19 protein-coding genes and 3 pseudogenes are annotated in these 20,554 nt (G+C 44.3%); 15 read left to right on the top strand and 7 right to left on the bottom strand.

What is annotated here, in order from left to right; all coding sequences use genetic code 11:
• Positions 1 to 40: 40 nt before the first annotated feature.
• Complete coding sequence (locus tag L9Q39_RS05945) at positions 41 to 1,120, bottom strand: hypothetical protein (RefSeq protein WP_237484185.1); 1,080 nt, start codon at positions 1,118 to 1,120, stop codon at positions 41 to 43.
• 354 nt (positions 1,121 to 1,474) lie between these two features.
• Between L9Q39_RS05945 and sbcD the strand changes: the two genes are divergently transcribed.
• The 7 genes and pseudogenes from sbcD to L9Q39_RS05980 all read left to right on the top strand — a co-directional run.
• A complete protein-coding gene (sbcD, locus tag L9Q39_RS05950; protein WP_237484186.1) occupies positions 1,475 to 2,731 on the top strand; it encodes an exonuclease subunit SbcD in 1,257 nt (418 codons plus the stop codon).
• Positions 2,728 to 6,450 (top strand): AAA family ATPase, encoded by a 3,723-nt coding sequence (locus tag L9Q39_RS05955; RefSeq protein ID WP_237484187.1) that lies wholly within the window; start codon positions 2,728 to 2,730, stop codon positions 6,448 to 6,450. The genes sbcD and L9Q39_RS05955 overlap by 4 nt, the downstream gene beginning before the upstream one ends.
• A 273-nt stretch (positions 6,451 to 6,723) precedes the next feature.
• Positions 6,724 to 7,254 carry a DUF2628 domain-containing protein gene (locus tag L9Q39_RS05960; RefSeq protein ID WP_237484188.1) on the top strand — a complete coding sequence of 177 codons (531 nt, stop codon included), beginning with the start codon at positions 6,724 to 6,726 and terminating at the stop codon, positions 7,252 to 7,254.
• A 102-nt stretch (positions 7,255 to 7,356) separates the two neighbouring features.
• Positions 7,357 to 7,791 carry a GNAT family N-acetyltransferase gene (locus L9Q39_RS05965; RefSeq protein ID WP_237484189.1) on the top strand — a complete coding sequence of 145 codons (435 nt, stop codon included), beginning with the start codon at positions 7,357 to 7,359 and terminating at the stop codon, positions 7,789 to 7,791.
• Between the two features lie 145 nt (positions 7,792 to 7,936).
• Positions 7,937 to 8,083, top strand: a pseudogene (locus L9Q39_RS05970) (GNAT family N-acetyltransferase); the annotation flags it as partial.
• A gap of 38 nt (positions 8,084 to 8,121) precedes the next feature.
• Positions 8,122 to 8,601, top strand: a complete 480-nt coding sequence (locus tag L9Q39_RS05975; protein WP_237484190.1) for a GNAT family N-acetyltransferase — start codon at positions 8,122 to 8,124, stop codon at positions 8,599 to 8,601.
• 250 nt (positions 8,602 to 8,851) lie between these two features.
• Positions 8,852 to 9,211, top strand: a pseudogene (locus tag L9Q39_RS05980) (DUF4172 domain-containing protein); the annotation flags it as partial.
• Between the two features lie 4 nt (positions 9,212 to 9,215).
• Here L9Q39_RS05980 and L9Q39_RS05985 read toward each other — a convergent pair.
• Positions 9,216 to 9,530 carry a hypothetical protein gene (locus L9Q39_RS05985; protein ID WP_237484191.1) on the bottom strand — a complete coding sequence of 105 codons (315 nt, stop codon included), beginning with the start codon at positions 9,528 to 9,530 and terminating at the stop codon, positions 9,216 to 9,218.
• A 96-nt stretch (positions 9,531 to 9,626) separates the two neighbouring features.
• On the opposite strand from L9Q39_RS05985, the pseudogene L9Q39_RS05990 reads away from it, so the two are divergent.
• The 3 genes and pseudogenes from L9Q39_RS05990 to L9Q39_RS06000 form a co-directional block, all read left to right on the top strand.
• Positions 9,627 to 10,118, top strand: a pseudogene (locus L9Q39_RS05990) (SbcC/MukB-like Walker B domain-containing protein); the annotation flags it as partial.
• Positions 10,119 to 10,470: 352 nt separating this feature from the next.
• Entirely contained in the window at positions 10,471 to 10,914 is a 444-nt protein-coding gene (locus L9Q39_RS05995; protein WP_237484192.1) for a GNAT family N-acetyltransferase, read from the top strand.
• 349 nt (positions 10,915 to 11,263) lie between these two features.
• Positions 11,264 to 12,358 carry a Fic family protein gene (locus L9Q39_RS06000; RefSeq protein WP_237484193.1) on the top strand — a complete coding sequence of 365 codons (1,095 nt, stop codon included), beginning with the start codon at positions 11,264 to 11,266 and terminating at the stop codon, positions 12,356 to 12,358.
• Between the two features lie 29 nt (positions 12,359 to 12,387).
• Here the strand turns inward: L9Q39_RS06000 and L9Q39_RS06005 are convergent, their stop codons facing one another.
• Positions 12,388 to 12,702, bottom strand: a complete 315-nt coding sequence (locus tag L9Q39_RS06005) for a hypothetical protein (RefSeq protein ID WP_237484194.1) — start codon at positions 12,700 to 12,702, stop codon at positions 12,388 to 12,390.
• 389 nt (positions 12,703 to 13,091) lie between these two features.
• Between L9Q39_RS06005 and L9Q39_RS06010 the strand changes: the two genes are divergently transcribed.
• From L9Q39_RS06010 to L9Q39_RS06030, 5 genes are all read left to right on the top strand, one after another.
• Positions 13,092 to 13,661, top strand: coding sequence for a hypothetical protein (locus tag L9Q39_RS06010; RefSeq protein WP_237484195.1), 570 nt, complete (start codon positions 13,092 to 13,094; stop codon positions 13,659 to 13,661).
• 48 nt (positions 13,662 to 13,709) lie between these two features.
• The gene (locus L9Q39_RS06015; RefSeq protein ID WP_237484196.1) at positions 13,710 to 14,384 is read left to right on the top strand and encodes a hypothetical protein; all 675 of its coding nucleotides are present in this window, start codon (positions 13,710 to 13,712) and stop codon (positions 14,382 to 14,384) included.
• A gap of 415 nt (positions 14,385 to 14,799) precedes the next feature.
• The gene (locus L9Q39_RS06020; protein WP_237484197.1) at positions 14,800 to 15,732 is read left to right on the top strand and encodes a LysR family transcriptional regulator; all 933 of its coding nucleotides are present in this window, start codon (positions 14,800 to 14,802) and stop codon (positions 15,730 to 15,732) included.
• 394 nt (positions 15,733 to 16,126) lie between these two features.
• Positions 16,127 to 16,642: a hypothetical protein gene (locus tag L9Q39_RS06025; RefSeq protein WP_237484198.1), complete on the top strand. Its 516-nt coding sequence runs from the start codon at positions 16,127 to 16,129 to the stop codon at positions 16,640 to 16,642.
• Between the two features lie 292 nt (positions 16,643 to 16,934).
• A complete protein-coding gene (locus L9Q39_RS06030) occupies positions 16,935 to 17,612 on the top strand; it encodes an HAD family hydrolase (protein WP_237484199.1) in 678 nt (225 codons plus the stop codon).
• Between the two features lie 75 nt (positions 17,613 to 17,687).
• Here the strand turns inward: L9Q39_RS06030 and L9Q39_RS06035 are convergent, their stop codons facing one another.
• The 4 genes from L9Q39_RS06035 to L9Q39_RS06050 form a co-directional block, all read right to left on the bottom strand.
• The gene (locus L9Q39_RS06035; protein ID WP_237484200.1) at positions 17,688 to 18,095 is read right to left on the bottom strand and encodes a GspS/AspS pilotin family protein; all 408 of its coding nucleotides are present in this window, start codon (positions 18,093 to 18,095) and stop codon (positions 17,688 to 17,690) included.
• A 13-nt stretch (positions 18,096 to 18,108) separates the two neighbouring features.
• Positions 18,109 to 18,405: a YciI family protein gene (locus L9Q39_RS06040; RefSeq protein WP_237484201.1), complete on the bottom strand. Its 297-nt coding sequence runs from the start codon at positions 18,403 to 18,405 to the stop codon at positions 18,109 to 18,111.
• A gap of 126 nt (positions 18,406 to 18,531) precedes the next feature.
• Positions 18,532 to 19,803, bottom strand: coding sequence for a sensor histidine kinase (locus tag L9Q39_RS06045; protein WP_237484202.1), 1,272 nt, complete (start codon positions 19,801 to 19,803; stop codon positions 18,532 to 18,534).
• A complete protein-coding gene (locus L9Q39_RS06050; RefSeq protein WP_237484203.1) occupies positions 19,800 to 20,477 on the bottom strand; it encodes a response regulator transcription factor in 678 nt (225 codons plus the stop codon). Before L9Q39_RS06050 ends, L9Q39_RS06045 begins: the two co-directional genes overlap by 4 nt.
• Positions 20,478 to 20,554: the final 77 nt, after the last annotated feature.

The following is a 20,554-nucleotide window of genomic DNA, read 5'->3' on the forward strand; positions in this document are numbered from 1 at the left end:
GCGTTTGAGGTTACTTATCTTGTGTCTATTTATCTTGCGTCTATTTATCTTGAGGAGACCTGTCTTGAGGTGAGCGAACTTGAGAGGATTTAGAACCATTGCGGTTTAAGTTGTACAAGGATTCCGCTTTACTACCCACAAACCAAAAGCTTAAGCCAAGAATGGCAAAGAACAGCGCTTTGTGCGTATCTTGCCAGAAGTATTCGAAGAACCGACTGTATAAGTTAATCAAAATAAACACTAAACCAAACGCTTTGCTTACCTCATCGTCATACCTGATCCCATAATAAAGCGCATAAATTGATAGTGCGCCAAGCAGTAGCGCCCAGCCAATAAACTCAAGTTGGCTCACCTGACTCCACCCTGAAAAATTCACATAGTTGCCGAATATCGACACCAGCCAGAGTGAAACAAACAAGTAGCTTAACCCCGCCACTTTTGCAATAAAACCAAATTCATTGCGGTCAGCGTTGTGAGTTTTGTAAACATGAGCCAATAAGGTCATGACGGCACCAAACAGGGTAAACCTCAGTGGGAAATTCATCGCTAAAAAATAGCCATCAGTCGCACTATGGTGTGTTTGTAGCCCGAACCAAAATCCAAGGGTAATTAAGGTACAGACCCAAACCATCGCCGACGGCAACCACAAGGCTAATAGCGCATAAATCACGCTGGCGAATAGCACCAAATTCGCAAGATTATCCGTTTCAATGACCTGCCCTAAATAGAAGATGGCAATACCCGCGTTAAGCACCGCAACCACAAAAAACGCCTCATTGCTAAATAGTCGGTTTGGCGACTGTTTTTTGCGATAGAGCCCGCACAGGCAAAACAGCGCGGCACTGATGGCGAACAGAACGCTTTTAGCCGTATCAGGGGCGCTGAACAGGCGCTGCATTAAATTGACGATCCAACCATCGAGCATGAAAGACAGCAGTGCAAAGACGATACAGGCGATGGCGATCCAGAATGAATATTTGGCGACTTGAGGCCAATCGATATACGACACTTCGAGGCTTTGCTGCAAATCATCGTGTTGCTGTTGAGAGATCAGCGTTTCGGTTCGCCACTGTTCAAGGGCTTGCGAAATGATTCTCGACTCTCGTTTTGATACTTTCATATTCCATCTCTTACTCCGTGTCTGACTTTAGTATACTCGACCTAAGCGTAGCCGTGAGATAAGTTTATAAATATTAGCGAGTTGCCTGCGTTTGTAGGGACCTTTGTCCCCATTGCGGTTTTATCGTTATGATGCCGACCCATCTCGAGCCAGTTTGTCTTGGCTGTGGCAAGATAATCAATCAACAAGACGATGATGAAGAATGAATTGATCCAATAATAGGTTGGTCGCTAACCTGTTATTTTTTCGCGCCAAATTGATACTTAAGTCGTCAGATTGACGGGCGTTTACGATATACTGCAAGACCTGATTCAATTGACACTGACCTGTTGCACTAACAACGAACATTACCCTATGAAAATACTCCATACCTCCGATTGGCACTTGGGCCAAAACTTCTACAACAAGAGCCGTAAAGCGGAACACGAACAGTTTCTCAATTGGTTGTTGCAACAAGTCACCCAACACTCAGTGGATGCCATTATTGTTGCTGGTGATATTTTTGATACCAGCACGCCGCCAAGTTATGCCCGTGAGATGTACCACCGATTTGTGGTCGAAGCCAACAAGGTGAATTGCCAACTGCTTATGCTCGGCGGCAATCATGATTCGGTATCGGTACTTAATGAGAGTAAGCAGATCGTCAATTATCTCAATACCGCGGTGGTTCCCAATACCGCGGGTGACATTGAACAACAGGTCGTCGAGGTGAAAGGCAAGTCTGGTGCAGTAGAAGCACTGGTGTGCGCCATTCCCTTTATTCGACCAAGAGATGTGCTGGCGAGTCAGGCAGGGGTAACCGGAAGCGAACGTCAGCAGCAATTGGGGGAGGCGATAAAGCAGCACTATCAGTTGGTGTATCAGGCGGCCGTTGAACATCGTCAATCCTTACCTCAAGCGCAGCAATCAATCCCGATTATTGCCACCGGCCATTTGACCGCGCTTGGCGTCAGTCAATCAGAATCCGTGCGTGATATTTATATTGGCACCCTTGATGGCTTTGCGGCAGAGGGCTTTCCTCCTGCTGACTATATCGCGCTCGGTCATATTCACCGTCCACAGATCGTCGCCAAGTCGGAGCATATTCGTTACTCCGGCTCTCCCATTGCTCTGAGCTTTGATGAATTAAAGTCGGACAAACAAGTCATGTTGGTGGAGTTTGATCAGGGCAACCGACATATCACCGGTTTGCCTGTTCCGAGATTCCAATTGATGGCTGAAATAAAAGGCGACTTGGCTAGCATCGAGTCGCAATTGGCGAACTATGCAGAGAGCGAGCAGCGTGTTTGGTTGTCGATAGAGGTATCGCTGCAAGATTACCTGTCAGATTTGCAAGACAAAGTACGCGAGTTAACCCAAGGGCTGAATGTCGAGGTGTTGCAACTGAAACGCTCACGCGAACAACGCATGGCGACGCTGGCAGGGCAAAACAATGAGATGCTGTCCGAGCTTAAACCGTTAGATGTGTTTGAGAAACGGATTGAATTGGAAGCCTTTGACAGTGACGAGGAGCAGCAACGTTTGCAGCGTATGCGACTCAAGTTCAAACAGATCCTGTCAGAAGTAGAAACGAACCCGCACTCAGAGCAGAACGATGGAGAATCGGCATGAAGATCTTAAGCCTAGAATTTGAAAACCTAAACGCGCTTAAAGGTCGCTGGAAGATTGATTTTACCCAATCGCCATTTGTTGAAAATGGCCTGTTTGCCATTACGGGTCCAACCGGCGCGGGCAAAACTACCATCCTAGATGCTATCTGTTTGGCGCTATACCATTATACGCCACGTCTTAAACTGATCTCGAAAGGTGCCAATGAACTGATGACACGCGGCAGTGCGGAATGTTTTGCCGAGGTCGAATTTGAAGTAAAAGGTACGGTTTATCGTTCCAATTTCTATCAAGCCAGAGCCTATAAAAAAGGCGATGGTGCATTACAGGCACCAAAGTGCGAACTGCATGATGTCACCAATGATAAAGTGCTGGAAACCAAAGTCTCGAAAAAAGCCGATAAAGTGGCGGAGTTAACGGGGTTAGACTTCGAACGCTTCACTAAATCCATGATGTTGTCTCAGGGTCAGTTTGCGGCTTTTTTAAATGCTGCGGATAAAGAGCGTGCCGAATTGCTGGAAGAACTGACAGGGACCGAAATCTACAGCTTAGTTTCCGAGCGCATCTATCAACATTGGAAACAGGCGTCTCAAGAACTGCAACAACTCAAAGCCAAAGCAGAGGGTGTTAACCTGCTAACGCCAGAGCAGATTGAACAATTCAACCATGACAAGGCAGAGCTTGAACAGCAACAGCAGGTGTTAAAAGCGCAACTGCTGGATTGGAACCAACACCTCACTTGGTGGCTAAATAGCGAAAAAGCGCAAATGGAGCTGACTAATGCGCGCGGCGAGGTGCAAACGGCGAATAGCGCCATAGAACAAAATCAGCCTCAGTTACAACGGCTAACCCAGTCGGAACCAGCCGAGAAACTGCGCGCTCCTCATAAAGAGTGGCAGCGTTTAGATAAGCAGCATCAACAAGCGCTGCTGACCAAAAACGCCACGCAGGCGTTACACCAGCAACAGCAACAACAACAGCAAAATGCGGCAGCTCAGGTCGACCTTAGCAAGCAGCGAAGCGATAAGACGCAATCTGAATTCACTCAACTGGATGAGCTCGCGCAGACGCTACGTCCACTGGACAGCGAGATTGCTCAACAGACCAAAGCGCAGCAATCTTGTCAGCAACAGATAGACAAGGCGCAGGCAAAGTTGCAGCAGAGCCAGCAAGAACTCGACGGTCTTAAAGCCGACAGTCACAATAAACAGCAACAGCAGCAAACCCTAGAAAGCTACCTTGAACAGCATCAAGCGGATGCGCACCTTGCCAATCATCTTGGGCAGTGGCGCGTTGAGTCTGAACAAATCGCCAGCTTGGAGGCGGAGCTAACAAAACTGACTCACCATAAGAGTGAATCCAGCACGCAGCTCAAGCAACTTCCCGAGCAGATTGAAGCGTTGACCAAGCAACATACCGAGGCGCTTGATGCAAAACAGGGTGCAGATAAGGCGTTTGCCTCAGCGTCAGAACATTTAGCTAAACTGCTTGAACAGCAAGATAAAGCCAGCACGGCGAGCAAACGAACGGCTTTGGATAGCGCCATTTACCAGCTCGAAGCACTTAAAGCCGTTAACCAACAATTTGTCGAAGCGACCAGTGATATAGACGCTTTAACCAAAACGTTCAATGAACAAAACGCCACCTTAGAACAATCGAAACAGCAAGGCTTAGCGTTAGCGCAGACAGAAAAAGATAAAAAGACCATTGCCGATCAGCTAGCACGTTTGGTGGATCAAGAGGGTGACTTGGCAAAGTATCGGGCGCAACTGCAACCTGACCAAGCGTGTCCTTTGTGCGGCTCCGAGCAGCATCCATTACTGACACAGCAAGATAATTCCGATATCGCTACTCTGGTTGCTCAAAAGCAGCGGGCGATTGAAGAAGTTGAATCGGCGACACAACAACTTAGCGACGCGCGTATAGCCTACAACAGCTTGAAAAATGCGATTTCAGTCACCGAGCAACAGCTAGAAAAAGCCAACGGTAAACGAAATACGGCTTCCACCCAGTGGACGGATTCCACTGCCGAAATTCAGCAAACTATTGGCGTGAACGGTCTGACTGCCGAGAGTCTACAGTTGGGGCAGTTGGCGTCGGTGAGCCACTTCACTCAACAATTAAAATCGTTGTTGCTTGAGTGTCAAACGCATATTGAAGCGATCGATAGCGCGACCACCGCCATCGGTGAAGCGGAGCGTCTGCAATTGCGTCAGCAACAAGGGGTGGATGAGGCGCTGAATCAACTCAATGCTAAAAAGACCGAGCTTGCCAATATGGATAAATATTTGGCTGATCTAGAACAGAGCATTGCTACGCTTAACACCCGTCGTGAGCAGCAACAACAGCGCTTAATTGACTCGATTAATCAATGTCAGCTTGTCGCACCAGCACTGACCGAGATGGAAAGCTGGATAGCAACTAAACAGCAAGACGCTCAAGTCTGGGCAAACCAACAAGCGCGTTCAATTGAGTTGAAAAATGAAATCAGTTTGCTGGGCGAACGCCTAACGAACAAAGAAACTGAATGGCAAAACATCACCAAGGAACTCACGGAGAGTCAAGAACAGCTTAAGCTGGTGACGTTGTCACTAACTGAGTTATCACAACAACGACAACAACTGTTTGCCGACAAAGATATCGAACAAGCGTTGACCCATGCCAAGCAGCAAGTTAAGCATGCGGGTGACGAGTTGGACAAAGCCCAGCAAGCAAAAGTGAACGCCGATAGTGAGATGACAGCATTGCAAACCAAACTGAACGAGCAGAGTCAGTATCTTGAACAGCTATCGACCGAGTTTAAAGAGGCTCAACAGCAGTGGCAGCAAACCCTTGCAAGCAGTCCATTTGCTGATGAACAAGCGTTTATTGCCGCACTGCTTGATGAAACAGAGCGCGAGCAGTTACAACAACTCAAAGCCACGCTAGAGAAGCGACAAATCGAGGCGACCACCAAATTTACCTCAGCCGAACAAGCGGTCACCGATCTAAAAACCGCCGATAACGCCAGCGATTGGCAGCAAATGCCTCGCAGTGAGGTCGAGTCGCAAATCGCCGACCTTGACCAACAACTGCAAGCTAAAGCGACGCAAGTGGGCGAGGTGAATGGCAAACTGAAAGCGGATGAAGACAATCGTCACCGTCAATCGGATTTATTCGTCACCATTGCCAACAAACAAGCCGAATATGATGATATTTCTTATCTTAATTCGCTGGTAGGCTCGCAAAAAGGCGATAAATTCCGCACCTTTGCACAGGGTTTGACCCTTGAAAACTTGGTCTATCTGGCCAATAAACAGCTGGATCGTTTACATGGTCGCTATCAATTGCAGCGTAAGCACCACGACGGTCTTGCATTGCAAGTCTTGGATACTTGGCAAGGCGATGTGGTGCGCGACACCGCGACATTGTCCGGCGGTGAGAGCTTCCTAGTCAGCTTGGCACTGGCGCTCGCACTCTCAGATCTTGTCAGTCATAAGACCAGCATTGACTCCTTATTCCTTGATGAAGGCTTTGGTACTTTGGACTCGGATACCTTGGATATAGCGCTTAATGCGCTCGATAACCTCAATGCGACTGGAAAAATGATCGGTGTTATTAGCCACGTTGAAGCGCTGAAAGAACGTGTGCCAGTGCAACTGAAAGTGACAAAACACTCCGGGTTGGGAGTCAGTGAGCTCGATAGCGTGTTTAAGGTTAAAGCAAAGGCGAACGTTGCCTGAATAAGCTGCGGCATAGTGGATTCAGACTTTAGGGCATTACACGTCCGTGTCCTAAAGTGCTTTAGAGCCAGCAAGATGCATTCAGAATGCATTAGCGCCGACCCAATGAATCGAGTCCAAGTTCAGTAGGGATATGGAAATTTTCTGTAGCTATCTTCTGAAATTAGCTTTCGACTGTCATAACTCATTGATACTGATTGAGTTTTATAATGCATAACCGCAATATAGACGGAAGCATTCCGTCTATAAGCGTTAAGAATAAGGCGGGATAAAATGATACCAGTAGGAATAGAATCAGAGAGTCGTGACAAAGTCATCATTGATAAAAAGGAATCTATTGAAGCCTATCGGGCATTTACTTGGAGTGACTACTATGCAGAAAAGTTTAATACTCATGTCGAAGACGGTAAGGGTTACCTTGGATTCAATTTTTGGGCTTTCTTATTTGGGTATCGTTGGTTCTTGTTTAGGAAGATGACCAAGTTGGGTCTAACCCTTTTTATTATTGAAAATTTGATTATCGCTTCAGCACTAATGACCGTGAAGGAACTAAGGCTTGAACCCTTGGTTGCATTTTCTTGCGTCGTTTCAGCACTACTATTTCTAATGCTATTGATGGGCATATTCGGCAATTATGCCTATTTTAAATTTTCCCAATCAAAGATAACAAAGGTATCGAATTCTCTAGTGTCCGAAGAAAGTTTTGGTGAGGTTATTCGTTCGCTTGGTGGTGTCAGTTTACTCAGTGTATTTGTCGTTATGGGGGTTAGTTTATTGCTGCAAATGTTAGTAGGTGGCATTTAAGTGATTTATAACAAATGCTGCAAACGGATAGGCTTTTGGTTTGCAATGAATATTGTGTCTAGGGCGCAATTAAGTGGGCGTTGTGCTTAAAAGGAAATTGGCATGGAAGTGACGATTGGAAAGTCTGCTGAATTGATCGAAAAAGCGCAAGCTATTCGTTATCAAGTCTTCACTGTGGAACAAAATATCCCGAATGAGCTGGATTTTGATGGTTTAGATAGTGTTGCAGAGCATGTCCTTGTGACAGAAACGAATCGATCCGTAGCGACCGCGCGTTTGGTTATCAATGCTGATGGTTCTTCGGTTATGGCAAGAGTCGCTGTTATCGAAGCATATCGAGGTCGTGGTATCGCTTCAGTTGTCGTAAAGGCGTTGATTGAGTACGCCAAGAAGAAAGGTGTAAGCTCTATCGAAATTCATGCTCACAGCTACTTGCAAAATTACTATCAAAGACTTGGCTTTGAGTTTATTGAAGAAGTAGAGGTGGTTGGTGAGCATCAATTAATAGCAATGAGACAGAAATTCTTGACTACATAACTTTTAAAAGAGGTTATTCGAGGTTCGGGTAATAAGTCGTCAATAGGGGTCAATGATTTCTCAGACTACGAAAATTGGGATGGTATTGAACGACAAGGTGAATAGCCGTATAGCGTATTGTAATTGAATGGAAAATTAAACATAAATGAAGTTCTTTGAAAGACAATCAAAGCAATCCGACTATGAGTTTCTATTTACTCTTAAAAAATCAGCTGAATACGATGCCATCAATGCTGTTTTTGGTTGGGATGAGCAAGTTCAGCGTGATATTCATAAATCTGAATGGAAAGAAGCGCAACATTATAGGAATAGTAAACTTAAGGGGGAAAAATGAACAATATAGCAATTAGAGAAGCGCTTGTAGAAGATACGGAAATCATATTGAGATTTATCACTGAGTTAGCTATATATGAAAAATTAGAAGATGAAGTTAGAACGAGTATTTCAGACATTGAAAGTAGTTTATTTTCACCGCAATCTACAGCTCATGCCATCATTTGCGAAGTGAACGGTGTGCCTATAGGTTTTGCGGTCTATTTCTATAATTACTCAACTTGGTTAGGTAAAAATGGTCTCTATTTAGAGGACTTATACGTTTCACGGGAGTTTAGAAACATTGGAGCCGGAAAAGCTATCCTCAAGTATTTGGCTAAGCTAGCGGTTTCAAAGAACTGTGGTCGGTTTGAGTGGTGTGTACTTGATTGGAATGAGCCAGCGATCGACTTCTACAAGTCAATTGGCGCTAAACCGCAAGATGAGTGGGTAATTTATCGGTTAGCAGGCAATGAACTAGAAGCATTTGCGGGCTAAAATCCGTATGACAACACTATAAAGACCGATCTCACGCAATCAAATTTGCAAGAAAAAACGCCCAAAGCGAATAACTTTGGGCGTTTTTGTATGAGGTGAAATCACCCCATACAAACGGTTCTGTTTTAACGGTATTGGTCTGAACTCAGCGACTCTCTATACCGTGCGCTGACATCATGATTGGAATAATATAGATATTCAAATCACTATGTGATTTGAATATGGTGTGTTTTCAAATCAAGGAGCCGCTATGCGGGTCTGGCAACAGACGGGTTGACCGAACTTTCATTGGAATAAAACCGTTATAGAACCGTTGGTTAGGCTTACTCATCTCAACCAAGGTATCTTATTGGGTAAAATGTTCAGTCATTCTCAAGATGAATCAGAAAGTTTTTTAGATACCTTATTGGCGAATATTGTCCATTCCAGTGCGATTGAAGGTGAGAAATTAAGTGCTTTCTCTGTACGCTCATCGCTGACCAATAAACTGGGCTTATCAGAAGCTCAACCTTACCCGACAACCGAACAAACCGACGATCTTGCTGAAATAATGGTAGGTGCGGTTGAAAACCTAGCCTCGCCTTTAACGCTTGAACGAGTCTTAGACTGGCAAGTCATTTTTTAATATCAAAATCTTTAAGGGAATAAATGAGTTTGGAAAAAGACGGCTGATAAAGCTTACCATCCACTGACCCCAAGTCTTGAGCAATAGACCATGATTTACAGGTTGAGTCATCGTCAATGTTGTTCTCGGGAAGTAGCAATATATAAATGTACTCTTGTTCATTTTCAGCAGAGCGGAAAACAACTTTCGTCGCATATCGTGCGATTTCGGTGGTGTCAGGGTTATAGAACCATGTCGCGGTTTCACCGCTTGGAAGCGTCACCCAGCCAATGGATGGTTCATTGATAAGGTTTAGTTGTTTCATATACATTGTTATCAAATAAATATTTGATGGTCTTCATTATGCTCGCTTTAGCGTCTGCTAAACAGTATAACAAGCCTCTACGTACAATGACGATAAGGCGATAAATTCCGCACCTTTGCACAGGGTTTGATCCTTGAAAACTTGGTCTATCTGGCCAATAAACAGCTGGATCGTTTACATGGTCGCTATCAATTGCAGCGTAAGCACCACGATGGTCTTGCATTGCAAGTCTTGGATACTTGGCAAGGCGATGTGGTGCGCGACACCGCGACATTGTCCGGCGGTGAGAGCTTCCTAGTCAGCTTGGCACTGGCGCTCGCACTTTCAGATCTTGTCAGTCATAAGACCAGCATTGACTCCTTATTCCTTGATGAAGGCTTTGGTACTTTGGACTCGGATACCTTGGATATAGCGCTTAATGCGCTCGATAACCTCAATGCGACTGGAAAAATGATCGGTGTTATTAGCCACGTTGAAGCGCTGAAAGAACGTGTGCCAGTGCAACTGAAAGTGACAAAACACTCCGGGTTGGGAGTCAGTGAGCTCGATAGCGTGTTTAAGGTTAAAGCAAAGGCGAACGTTGCCTGAATAAGCTGCGGCATAGTGGATTCAGACTTTAGGGCATTACACGTCCGTGTCCTAAAGTGCTTTAGCGCCAGCAAGATGCATTCAGAATGCATTAGCGCCGACCCAATGAATCGAGTCCAAGTTCAGTGGGGATATGGAAATTTTCTGTAGCTATCTTCTGAAATTAGCTTTCTACTGTCATAACTCATTGATACTGATTGAGTTTTATAATGCATAACCGCAATATAGTCGCAATGTATATATGAGAAACGCCTTCTATATAATGTTATGCATCAAGGAAAAATATGCAGATATTCATTGCGTGCCTTATCGCTTAACGAGGTGTTATAAGTACAAGGAAAATTGAGCATCAATGAAGTTCTTCGAAAGACAATCAAAGCAATCCGACTATGAGTTTCTATTTACTCTTAAAAAATCAGCTGAATACGATGCCATCAATGCTGTTTTTGGTTGGGATGAGCAAGTTCAGCGTGATATTCATGAATCTGAATGGAAAGAAGCGCAACCAACGATCATTGAAATATCTGGTGTATCGTCGGGTAGTTATTTGTTCCAAGAACACTCTGGGTATTTTTATTTTGGTCGTTTCTTTCTGCTTTCTGAATATCATGGTTTGGGCATTGGTAGTCAAATTTTGGAGAAATTAGTGATTGAAGCCGATGTGCGTCAAAAGCCCATTAAATTGTGTTATTTGCAGGGTAATAGAGTGGCGAGTCTGTATGACAGATTTGGTTTTAAGCAAGTAAGCGAAGATAAGAATTTCGTGTATATGTTGCGTGAAAATAAGCGCTTATAAAAAATAGCAATGAAAGCGGATTTGCCACCGCATTCTACAGTTCATGTCATCATTTTTTGGCTAAAATCCACATAGCAACATTATAAAGCTCGGTCTCCCGTCACCAAATTTGCAAGAAAAAACGCCCAAAGCGAATAACTTTGGGCGTTTTTGTATTGAGGTGAAATCACCCCATACAAACGGTTCTGTTTTAACGGTATTGGTCTGAACTCAGCGACTCTCTATACCGTGCGCTGACATCATGATTGGAATAATATAGCTAATCAAATCATAATGTGATTTGATATTAAGTAATAATCGAATCATAATGTGATTTGAATATGGTGTATTTTCAAATCAAGGAGCCGCTATGTGGATCTGGCAACAGACAGGTTGGCCGAACTTTCATTGGGATAAAACCGTTATAGAACCGTTGGTTAGGCTTACTCGTCTCAACCAAGGTATCTTATTGGGTAAAATGTTCAGTCATTCTCAAGATAAATCAGAAAGCTTTTTAGATACCTTATTGGCGAACATTGTCCATTCCAGTGCGATTGAAGGTGAGAAACTCAATGCTTTCTCTGTACGCTCATCGCTGGCCAATAAACTGGGCTTATCAGAGGCTCAACCTTACCCGACAACCGAACAAACCGACGGTCTTGCTGAAATAATGGTAGATGCGGTTGAAAACCTAGCGTCGCCTTTAACGCTTGAACGAGTCTTACACTGGCATGCTCGGTTGTTTCCTGAGGGGGACTCAATATTCCATCCAGTGATTGGTGGTCAATTACGAGGCAATACACCGATGCAGGTCGTTTCTGGGCGAATCGATAGACCGACGGTTCACTTTGAAGCACCGGAGCGCGAGAAATTAGATCGCGCGTTAAATGAGTTTATCTTGTGGTTTAACCAATCCAGAGATGACACCTCGCTCGATCCGCTGTTAAGAGCGGCAATGACGCACTTGTGGTTTATTACCTTGCATCCGCTTGATGACGGGAACGGGCGTATCACTCGCTTATTGACTGACTTAGCGTTGGCTCAAGCGGAACAGCAATCAGTGCGCTTCTACGCCATGTCAGTGGGGATACTGGCGAATAGAAAAAGCTACTACGAGATCCTTGAACAAACCCAAAAAGGGGATCTGGACATAACCGATTGGTTAGTTTGGTTTTTTGAAACCTTGAACGATACGTTTGATGAGGTTTTAAAACAGATCGATCAGACCGTTTTTAAAACCAATTTTTGGCGCAATGTCGATCAAACAGCATTGACGAAAGAGCAAGTGAAAGTACTCAACCGGATGCTTGATGGCGACTTTACTGACGGGATTAATACCTCTCAATACCATAAGGTCACTAAGGTCAGTAAACCAACTGCAACGCGTCACTTGATCGCGCTGGTAGAGCAGGGCTGTTTAGAAAAATCTGGGGCAGGACGCAGTACTCGCTATTTACTACGCTAGGCAGCAGGGAGCTTAACAAAGTTGGCTAGTCATTTTTTAATATCACAATCTTCAAGGGAATAGATGAGTTTGGAAAAAGACGGCTGATAAAGCTTACCATCCACTGACCCCAAGTCTTGAGCAATAGACCATGATTTACGGGTTGAGTCATCGTCAATGTTGTTCTCGGGAAGTAGCAATATGTAAATGTACTCTTGTTCATTTTCAGCAGAGCGGAAAACAACTTTCGTCGCATATCGTGCAATTTCGGTGGTGTCAGGGTTATAGAACCATGTCGCGGTTTCACCGCTTGGAAGTGTCACCCAGCCAATGGATGGTTCATTGATAAGGTTTAGTTGTTTCATATACATTGTTATCAAATAAATATTTGATGGTCTTCATTATGCTCGCTTTAGCGTCTGCTAAACAGTATAACAAGCCTCTACGTGCAATGACGATTTTATATTCAATCACTTTTGTCCAATTATAAGCTGCAACAACAGTAAGCGATGTGTCAGTATTCCAAAACCATCCGTTGCGCTGAGGACATTTTCCCTCGAATCTACTTATCCAGAAAATTTTCTCGCTCAACGATAAGCAATAACCACTGATTATCAACGGTATAAGATCATCTGATTAGAGCTTGAAACTAAAGGTATTTATAGTAGCCCGCATAAACAGTTCAGTACGGATTTGCTGATCGTGATTACACCAAGGAACTGGTTTATTGAAATGCGACATTGGACTACTCAACATGAAAACCCCTATATTTGCGATATTAGTTTCTGCTTCATTAATTTTAACTGGCTGCTCTTCTTCAAATGACTCAACGGGCAGTAACCCCTCAACCCCTGTTCTTCCTGATCTTGATGATTCACCTCAATGGGGGCTAGATTTTGGTGATACTCCAGATTGGGGTATCGTGGACCCAGACTTTGGCATTCCAGATACAGAGAATACGCCAGATCGACTCCCTCCCGTTTGGGGCGGTCCTGAAATGCCACCGATAGATAATGGTCCTGAAGCCGCTTATACCATATCGGGAAACACCATTACCGATGCTCATGGAAACACCTATTTAATTAGTGATGTCGATTGGCATGGTCAAACGATGGTCGTGCTAGATAAAGAAGGTAATGAGTACCATGTGAGTATTATTCGCCAAGGTGAGTTTGAAGGTGACTTCGGTATTATCATTAACGGTGAAAGCATTATCATTGGTGGTGACGCTCTTCAAGGTGGGCTAAGACCTATGATGGAAGGCTCTCAACCCTCTATCGACCGTAACTCTATTCGTGACTCTATTCGCGCACGCTTAAACTAATTCCCTTATGCTCCCAGTGTTACTGGGAGCAATTTTCTAGGTTAATTCATGAAGACTATCTCAATGGCTTGCGGTGCAGTCATGCTCTGCAGTTCAGCTTTTGCTGGAATTGATTTATCTATTGAAAGGGATGTTGTAGAGCTAGGGGTAACAGCCCCTGTAACGGATAATACGTACTTGTATATTGGTGGTGATAGCAGTGAGTGGGTAGGAATGGGACTAGGCTATCACGCATTTATTTCTCCTCGTTGGAAAATTGATTCGTATTATGAATATGGAATAAAAAACGATTGGCTGTTAAGTGAAATGGTTGGCGCTGACGGCGTTAAGACCAATACGCATTTAGTGAAGCTTTCTGCAAGCCGCTTTTTTAACGGCTATTCTGTTAAATTTGGTGTGACGGGAGAGTTTATCCGTAATGGATTTACTTGGATTACTGTCGATGATGCCAATAAATATTCAGCCTATGTCGCTGGGGCAAAGTACCTGCAACATGTCTATTTAAGCAGCAAGTTTGAATATCATTACTCTCAAGACAAATCTGATATGGTCGACTTCAATCAAGGTCAAGCTAGCGAGTATGAGTTGTCGCTTGGCACCATGAAGTCTATTTTCAATGTTTTCCCTTATGCCACGGTTTCCGCGCTGGTTCCAAATGGGGTGTACTATGGTATGAATAAAGCCGATTACAGCTGGACCATTGGGGGTCGATTGTCTTTTTGAACATTGCTTTTGTAAACATTGCCTTTGTGAACATTGTCTCATTGAACATGAGAATGGATAAATTTCTATATCCATTCTGTTTTAACTGCTTTCCCATGCTTTCGAACAGTTTGTCGCACTCTGGGTTTTTTATAGGTTTTAGCTTGGTATAGCTTCTGGTTTGGTATAGCGTTTTGGACAGCTTTATTACTTGATGAACTGACAATTGTTACGCTCAATGACTATGATTCATTGACCTAATTAGCTATGCTTATTACCAGTCGTCGATGTGTAATACACGGATTCGATATTGGAACTCGCACAGTAGGCAAGTCAATGAAGCCTATTCTTCTTATGGTTTATTGCTGTCAACGTGGCTCAGGCAATACATGTCTTAGGGCGACTGCCGATTAAACAAATTGCCCAAGGGAAAAGAATGGCGAAAGACTTGTTTTTTAGCATGGATTTGAATTTGTTGAGAACATTCCTTGTTCTCTCGCAAGAGCTCAATACACGCAAGGCTTCGGAGCGTCTGCATGTTTCACAACCAGCCGTTAGTCAAGGGTTACAAAAGCTGAGAGCACAGCTTGGGGATGAGTTATTTGTTAAAGCACCAAACGGATTAAAGGCAACGCCATTCGCAGAACAACTTGCGCTGGAAGTCAGCCCTTATTTAAATGGTTTATCTGTCGCTTTAAATAAAAACAGATCGTTTGATCCACTTTCACTTAACGCCTCAATACGAATTGCTGTCGCCCCCATTGTGCTAACGTGCCTTTCTGGGGCGCTTTTTCGTCACTTTTCCAGAGTTGCACCACACTGTACTCTTGAATTGGTTGCTTGGAAGGGCGACTCTCTGAAAAGCATACAGAGCGATGAGACGACCCTAGGTGTTAGTTTTGTGCATGAACCAGGCCAAGGTGTTCATATGCTTCAATTAGTAGAATTGGAAGCAAGAATTATCGTGCGTAACGGTCATCCAATACAATCTAAAACAGTCACCCCCGCGCAGATGGAATCTTACCCCATTGCTTCAGTGATCACTCCTGGTTATAACGAGCAACTTACTGAAGCCGCGATGATTATGGAAAAAGAAGGATTAGAACCAACCGTTGGATTTCGCTCTGAATTTGCTATGGCTGTCATCGACGTCATTGAGAATACAGACTTCTTTATGCCACATTCCACCCTATTTCCTGTTAAACGCTATCCGTTATTAAAAGCGCTGACCCCTTTAATTGATGGAGAACCCTACCTAAGCGAAATTTATGCTTACTACAACATGAAATACAGAGACACAGAGTTTATTATGTGGTTAATCGAACAAGTTCAACAGGTCATTAAGCAGGAAACAGTACACGACAATTAGCGCTCAAAAATATGCAGTGACAGGGGGTGGTCAATCAATAAGTTGTAGTTATTACACCAACAAGGAGTAATGATTAGATGAGATTAAGCCGATTTCTTAAAATGGTCTCGTTCAAATGGAATATGAGTTAAAGGGACGTTTAAACCTACATTTTGAGACCACTATGACAACTGCGATCACAACACTCAATCCATTCCTTTCATCTGTTCATCATTTCTCTCAGCCCTTTTGTTTGCCAATAGTCAGCACGGTATTGGACGATAGCGCTAACGATGGTTGCTTTGCTTCGATTACCTGTTACCACATCTAGAGCAACACACTGCTGATTGTAAAACGCAGTCCCTATCTTTAGAGGGGCTCAAAGTACGTATTCTCTCTACCTTTAGGTCAAACAATGAAAATAATACATCTCACCTTAATGGCTGCGGCATTGTTATCTGCCCAAACAAAAGCAAGCACGATTCATTTTTCACCGGAGATAAAATCGGGTCCTTACGCGGGGTCGGGGATTTCTGGTTATGGGCTGCAACTTGGACTGAGTGACCTGTTTGGTCTGGAGTCTCTTTATTTCTCCTATACCGACACCAACGCAGAGTTTCTCGATGTGGATCAGGATCAGATCACAACATACCGACTTGGGGGGCAAATTCAATTGGTTGAGTCACCTAAAATGTCTCTCCAGCTAGAAGCAGGCATTGCCACCTATAATGGAGAACGAGAATATATTTTTGGGAGTAAACGTTATCTTGATCAAGATGGGTTCAGTACATCGGTAGCATGGGCGATTGAGCTCAATCAGCATATCGCTGCAAAAATTGCTCTGGACCTCAACTATCTAAACTCATCATCAACATTTCTTTCAAGTTCAATCGCCCCAACGATTTCCACGGGTTTTATTTTTAGGTTCTAGTGCGAGGTTCTTGACTGCGCTAGAAAACCTGAACGGTGCGAAGTGGCTTCTTGGTTCAATGACCAACTTATTCACCGCGCGGGTACTAGCAGTTATCATCAGGTTAGCTTATCGTTGGGTCTATGAGTCATCAATTTGCAATACCCCTCGTTTTTAATAACGCTATTTGTTAAACACTTACCCTGTGAACAGTATCGCTTCGTTGCTGGCTTGGAATGCGTATTTCATTCCACGCGGATGATATACGGTTCAATTATGGTTGCTTATAAGACGTTTGCCGTTAGAGATTACTATGACTTCACCACTTTATGTTTTTGATCTAGATGAAACCCTTATTGCTGCGGATAGCGGTGTGCTTTGGAACCAATTTATGCTGGAAAAAGGTCTGGTCACCGATCCGGCATTTTTGCAGCAAGATGCGTATTTGATGCAGCAATATGCGCAAGGAGAACTTGATATTGATGAATATTTGGCGTTTTGTTTAGCCCCCCTTGAAGGATTACCCAAACACCAAGTGGATGAATGGGTTGCTGAATGTGTTGCGACAAGAATAGCGCCAGAGCAGTTTCTACAAGCTAAGCAACTCATTAGTGAGTTGAAACAGCAGGACATAGACATGTTGATTATTTCTGCCACAGTGAGCTTTATTGTACATGCAGTGGCGAAGCAACTGGGTATTGAACATTCACTGGGGATTGATGTCGACAGCACTCAAGGAAGCTATCGTGCGGATATTGTTGGGGTGCCGAGTTATCGTGAAGGTAAGGTGGTTCGATTGCAACAATGGTTAGAGGCACAAGGAAAAACCTATTCGTCGGTCTATTTCTACACTGACTCTGTCAACGATGTACCCATGTGCGAATATGCCGACCAAGCATTTTTAGTGAACCCATGTCCAAGATTGCAACAGTACGCGCAAGACAAACCTTGGCATCACTTAGCTTGGCATAAACCAATTAATGTAGAATAAGTAACGAACACCAAAAAGGATACCCGCGGGTATCCTTTTTGATATTTTAGTCAGCAAAATGTGGTGAAGGAAACGTTATTTTGCTCGCTGCTTACAGTAGTCTTCACTGATGAGTTCATCAACGACTAATTGACCACGAGAATTACGCATTAAAATACGGTACATCACACCTTGTTTAAGATTGTCGACAACGTCTGGGCTAGTGCAATAGTAACTGGTGCTGTTGTACAACATCTGGCTCATCGGCATCGCGCCTCTGGCATCGGTGTTGTAGAGCATCATTATTTCAACAATGCCGTTGCTGGCTGATGCTTTCATTATTGAAAGAGGACCGCTCTCAATAGGCAGACCTGAGGAAATAATACTGGCGCGACTCTGGGCGAGGGCTTCAATTCTTTTACGTTCTTCGTCGTCTTGGCTGGCACAGCCCATCACTGTCAGCACGGCAGCGAGGACAAGACTGAACTTAATTTTATTAATCATATTGTTCACTAGGTTAAAATACTTGTTTGTAGGGTTTAACGATGACACTTTGATAGACGCCGGCGGTCATATAGGGATCTTGCTGAGCCCATTGCTGAGCGGCATCGAGAGAATCAAAGTCGGCAATCACTGTGGAACCCGTAAAACCCGCTTCTCCGGGTGTTTCGCTATCGATAGCGGGCATGGGACCCGCGGTCAGAAGGCGTCCCTCATTTTGTAAGCTTTGTAGGCGCGCCAAATGTTGTGCTCTTACCGCTTGTCGTTTTTCTAACGAATTTTCAACATCTTGCGAAAAAATAACATACCACATAGGCATACTCCGTTGACCATAAAGCAAATCGTTCGTTGCAACGATAGCGGTATGGAATGAAACAGTCTAAACGCCTAAGATGTCATTTTTGCTGGCAAATGTCACCGTTTTATCGGATAAACATTATTAATTCAGCGATGAAAATTCAATTGAGGCGTGACATCCGCCTTGGGGGTGGTTTTCTAACTTAAATCGCCAGCCGTATCGCTTACACAGGTCGTCAACAATCAATAGACCCAATCCATGCCCCTCAGCGGTTGGGGTTTCAGAGAGTCCTTCACCATCATCCGTTACTATCAGGCTTTTGCTGTTCATTAATACTTGAATAGGACCATTTTGACTCGCGGCGATGGCATTACGCAATAAGTTACCCAGTACGATGATCATGGTTGCGTAGGTCGCTTGCGTTTGCGGAGTGCTAACAACATTGACTTCAATCGCAAGGTTTTTAAGGTCAGCTTGCGCTTGGTTGAGTGCCACAATGTCATGGATCTCTTGTGCCGTGATGGTGCGAATGGGAGCAGAATCTCGGTCACGTTCATAGCGTACTAAGCTAAGCAGCGTGTCGATCATTGCCGACATCTGATTGGTGGAATCCTTAATACGTGTTACTTGACGTTCTTCAAATGGGGTTTGGCTGTTACGTGCCAACAGTCCACTTGCGCCTTTTATAACGGTCAAAGGAGTGCGTAATTCATGACTGGCGTAGCGCGCAAAGGCTTGCTCTCGTTTCAGTAATTTATCGGCTTGTACACGATATTCGTTCAATTTGGCGGCGAGCAATTTAAATTCTCTCGCTGAACCTTCGGGCATCAAGAATTGCAGAGAAGGATCGCCTTGATGTAGTTCTAATTGATGATTGAGCACATTGACGGGTTGTATCAAGCTTGCGGAGAGTCGTTGCAATAGGCGTCCAAACAGTAACATTAAAATCGTGACGAGCAGCAAAATAAGACCAATAACCGCAGTAAACTCAAGCGCAGGGGTCTCCACACGGTCGATGGCGGAAACCACCACAATGGGGTAGAGCTCGCCTTGATGTTCATAGTGCTGAAATAGCACCATTACAGAATCGGGTTCGCTTCCGATGTCATTAAGGTAGCTAGTTTTGCCTTCTAGATAGGGTTTGACGCGTTCTGGCACTAGGTCAAGGTCGTTATAAGCGTAGGTGATGGTGTCTAACTTTAACGAGCCCTTGGCGACACCTTGTTGAAAGATTGCGATTGCCGCATCGCGGTCGATATGGATTCGACGCTCACTGACTCTATCTTCCGCCCAATAGATCACAGCGGAAATAATGACAAAACAAAACAAACCCACCACGGCAGAGACGAGCGAGAAAAACAGCGCCAATCGCCCGGTCATACTTTGTACATCGGAGAAAAAACGAGATCTCATGACTCGCCGTCCAGTGCATAGCCGATTTTAGGAATCGTCTTTAGCAGTGCGGTGGCAAAGGGCTTATCTAACTGATTGCGCAATTGATAGATGTGGCTGCGTAGTACGTCGTGATTGGGTTCATCTTCATCCCAAAGCTTGAGGGCTATCTCTTGACGAGTCACCACCTCAGGCGCATTGCGCAGCAACATCTCCAAAATGGTGTAGGTAGTTGGGTTTAAAGCCAGTAGTTTATCTTCACGGTAGGCTTTGCGCTGTTTGAGGTCGATACGCACATTTTGGTAGCTCAGATCGCCAGAGGCGACTTCACCTCGGTAGCGATTCATCAATGCTTTCATTCTGGCTTCAAGTATATCGAGATCAAACGGTTTGGTGAGGTAGTCATCTGCGCCGTGCTCAAACCCTTTTAACATATCTTCGCGGCTATCAAGTGCGGTTAACATCAGAATCGGCGTGTTCTTTCCTGCCGCGCGCAACTGATTACAGATCGTCAATCCATCGATTCTTGGCAGCATTAGGTCGAGCAGAATTAAATCGAAGGTACCTTCCATCGCCAATTTAAGTCCTAACTGACCATTGTCGGCATAATCCAACTGTAGCCCACTGGCTTCAAAAAAATCGAATAATACGCCGGCAATCTCACGGTTATCTTCAACTAACAGTACTCGTTTCATCTTTTGTTCCCACAGGTTTAGCTGGCGAAAAATCTAAGGTCATTATCCAAGGATAACGTGAAAAAACTGTCAACAAC

Source organism: Vibrio hippocampi (assembly GCF_921292975.1).
Lineage (GTDB): Bacteria > Pseudomonadota > Gammaproteobacteria > Enterobacterales > Vibrionaceae > Vibrio > Vibrio hippocampi.

Bases quoted from the DNA above. Each gene is read 5' to 3' on its own strand.
- L9Q39_RS06015 (WP_237484196.1), top strand. From the start codon at position 13,710: ATGAAGACTATCTCAATGGCTTGCGGTGCAGTCATGCTCTGCAGTTCA.
- L9Q39_RS06000 (WP_237484193.1), top strand. From the start codon at position 11,264: ATGTGGATCTGGCAACAGACAGGTTGGCCGAACTTTCATTGGGATAAA.
- L9Q39_RS05995 (WP_237484192.1), top strand. From the start codon at position 10,471: ATGAAGTTCTTCGAAAGACAATCAAAGCAATCCGACTATGAGTTTCTA.
- L9Q39_RS05975 (WP_237484190.1), top strand. From the start codon at position 8,122: ATGAACAATATAGCAATTAGAGAAGCGCTTGTAGAAGATACGGAAATC.
- L9Q39_RS06045 (WP_237484202.1), bottom strand. From the start codon at position 19,803: ATGAGATCTCGTTTTTTCTCCGATGTACAAAGTATGACCGGGCGATTG.
- L9Q39_RS05965 (WP_237484189.1), top strand. From the start codon at position 7,357: ATGGAAGTGACGATTGGAAAGTCTGCTGAATTGATCGAAAAAGCGCAA.
- L9Q39_RS05945 (WP_237484185.1), bottom strand. From the start codon at position 1,120: ATGAAAGTATCAAAACGAGAGTCGAGAATCATTTCGCAAGCCCTTGAA.
- L9Q39_RS06020 (WP_237484197.1), top strand. From the start codon at position 14,800: ATGGCGAAAGACTTGTTTTTTAGCATGGATTTGAATTTGTTGAGAACA.
- L9Q39_RS06025 (WP_237484198.1), top strand. From the start codon at position 16,127: ATGAAAATAATACATCTCACCTTAATGGCTGCGGCATTGTTATCTGCC.
- L9Q39_RS05955 (WP_237484187.1), top strand. From the start codon at position 2,728: ATGAAGATCTTAAGCCTAGAATTTGAAAACCTAAACGCGCTTAAAGGT.
- L9Q39_RS06005 (WP_237484194.1), bottom strand. From the start codon at position 12,702: ATGAAACAACTAAACCTTATCAATGAACCATCCATTGGCTGGGTGACA.
- L9Q39_RS06035 (WP_237484200.1), bottom strand. From the start codon at position 18,095: ATGATTAATAAAATTAAGTTCAGTCTTGTCCTCGCTGCCGTGCTGACA.
- L9Q39_RS06040 (WP_237484201.1), bottom strand. From the start codon at position 18,405: ATGTGGTATGTTATTTTTTCGCAAGATGTTGAAAATTCGTTAGAAAAA.
- L9Q39_RS05985 (WP_237484191.1), bottom strand. From the start codon at position 9,530: ATGAAACAACTAAACCTTATCAATGAACCATCCATTGGCTGGGTGACG.
- L9Q39_RS06050 (WP_237484203.1), bottom strand. From the start codon at position 20,477: ATGAAACGAGTACTGTTAGTTGAAGATAACCGTGAGATTGCCGGCGTA.
- L9Q39_RS06030 (WP_237484199.1), top strand. From the start codon at position 16,935: ATGACTTCACCACTTTATGTTTTTGATCTAGATGAAACCCTTATTGCT.
- L9Q39_RS05960 (WP_237484188.1), top strand. From the start codon at position 6,724: ATGATACCAGTAGGAATAGAATCAGAGAGTCGTGACAAAGTCATCATT.
- sbcD (WP_237484186.1), top strand. From the start codon at position 1,475: ATGAAAATACTCCATACCTCCGATTGGCACTTGGGCCAAAACTTCTAC.
- L9Q39_RS06010 (WP_237484195.1), top strand. From the start codon at position 13,092: ATGAAAACCCCTATATTTGCGATATTAGTTTCTGCTTCATTAATTTTA.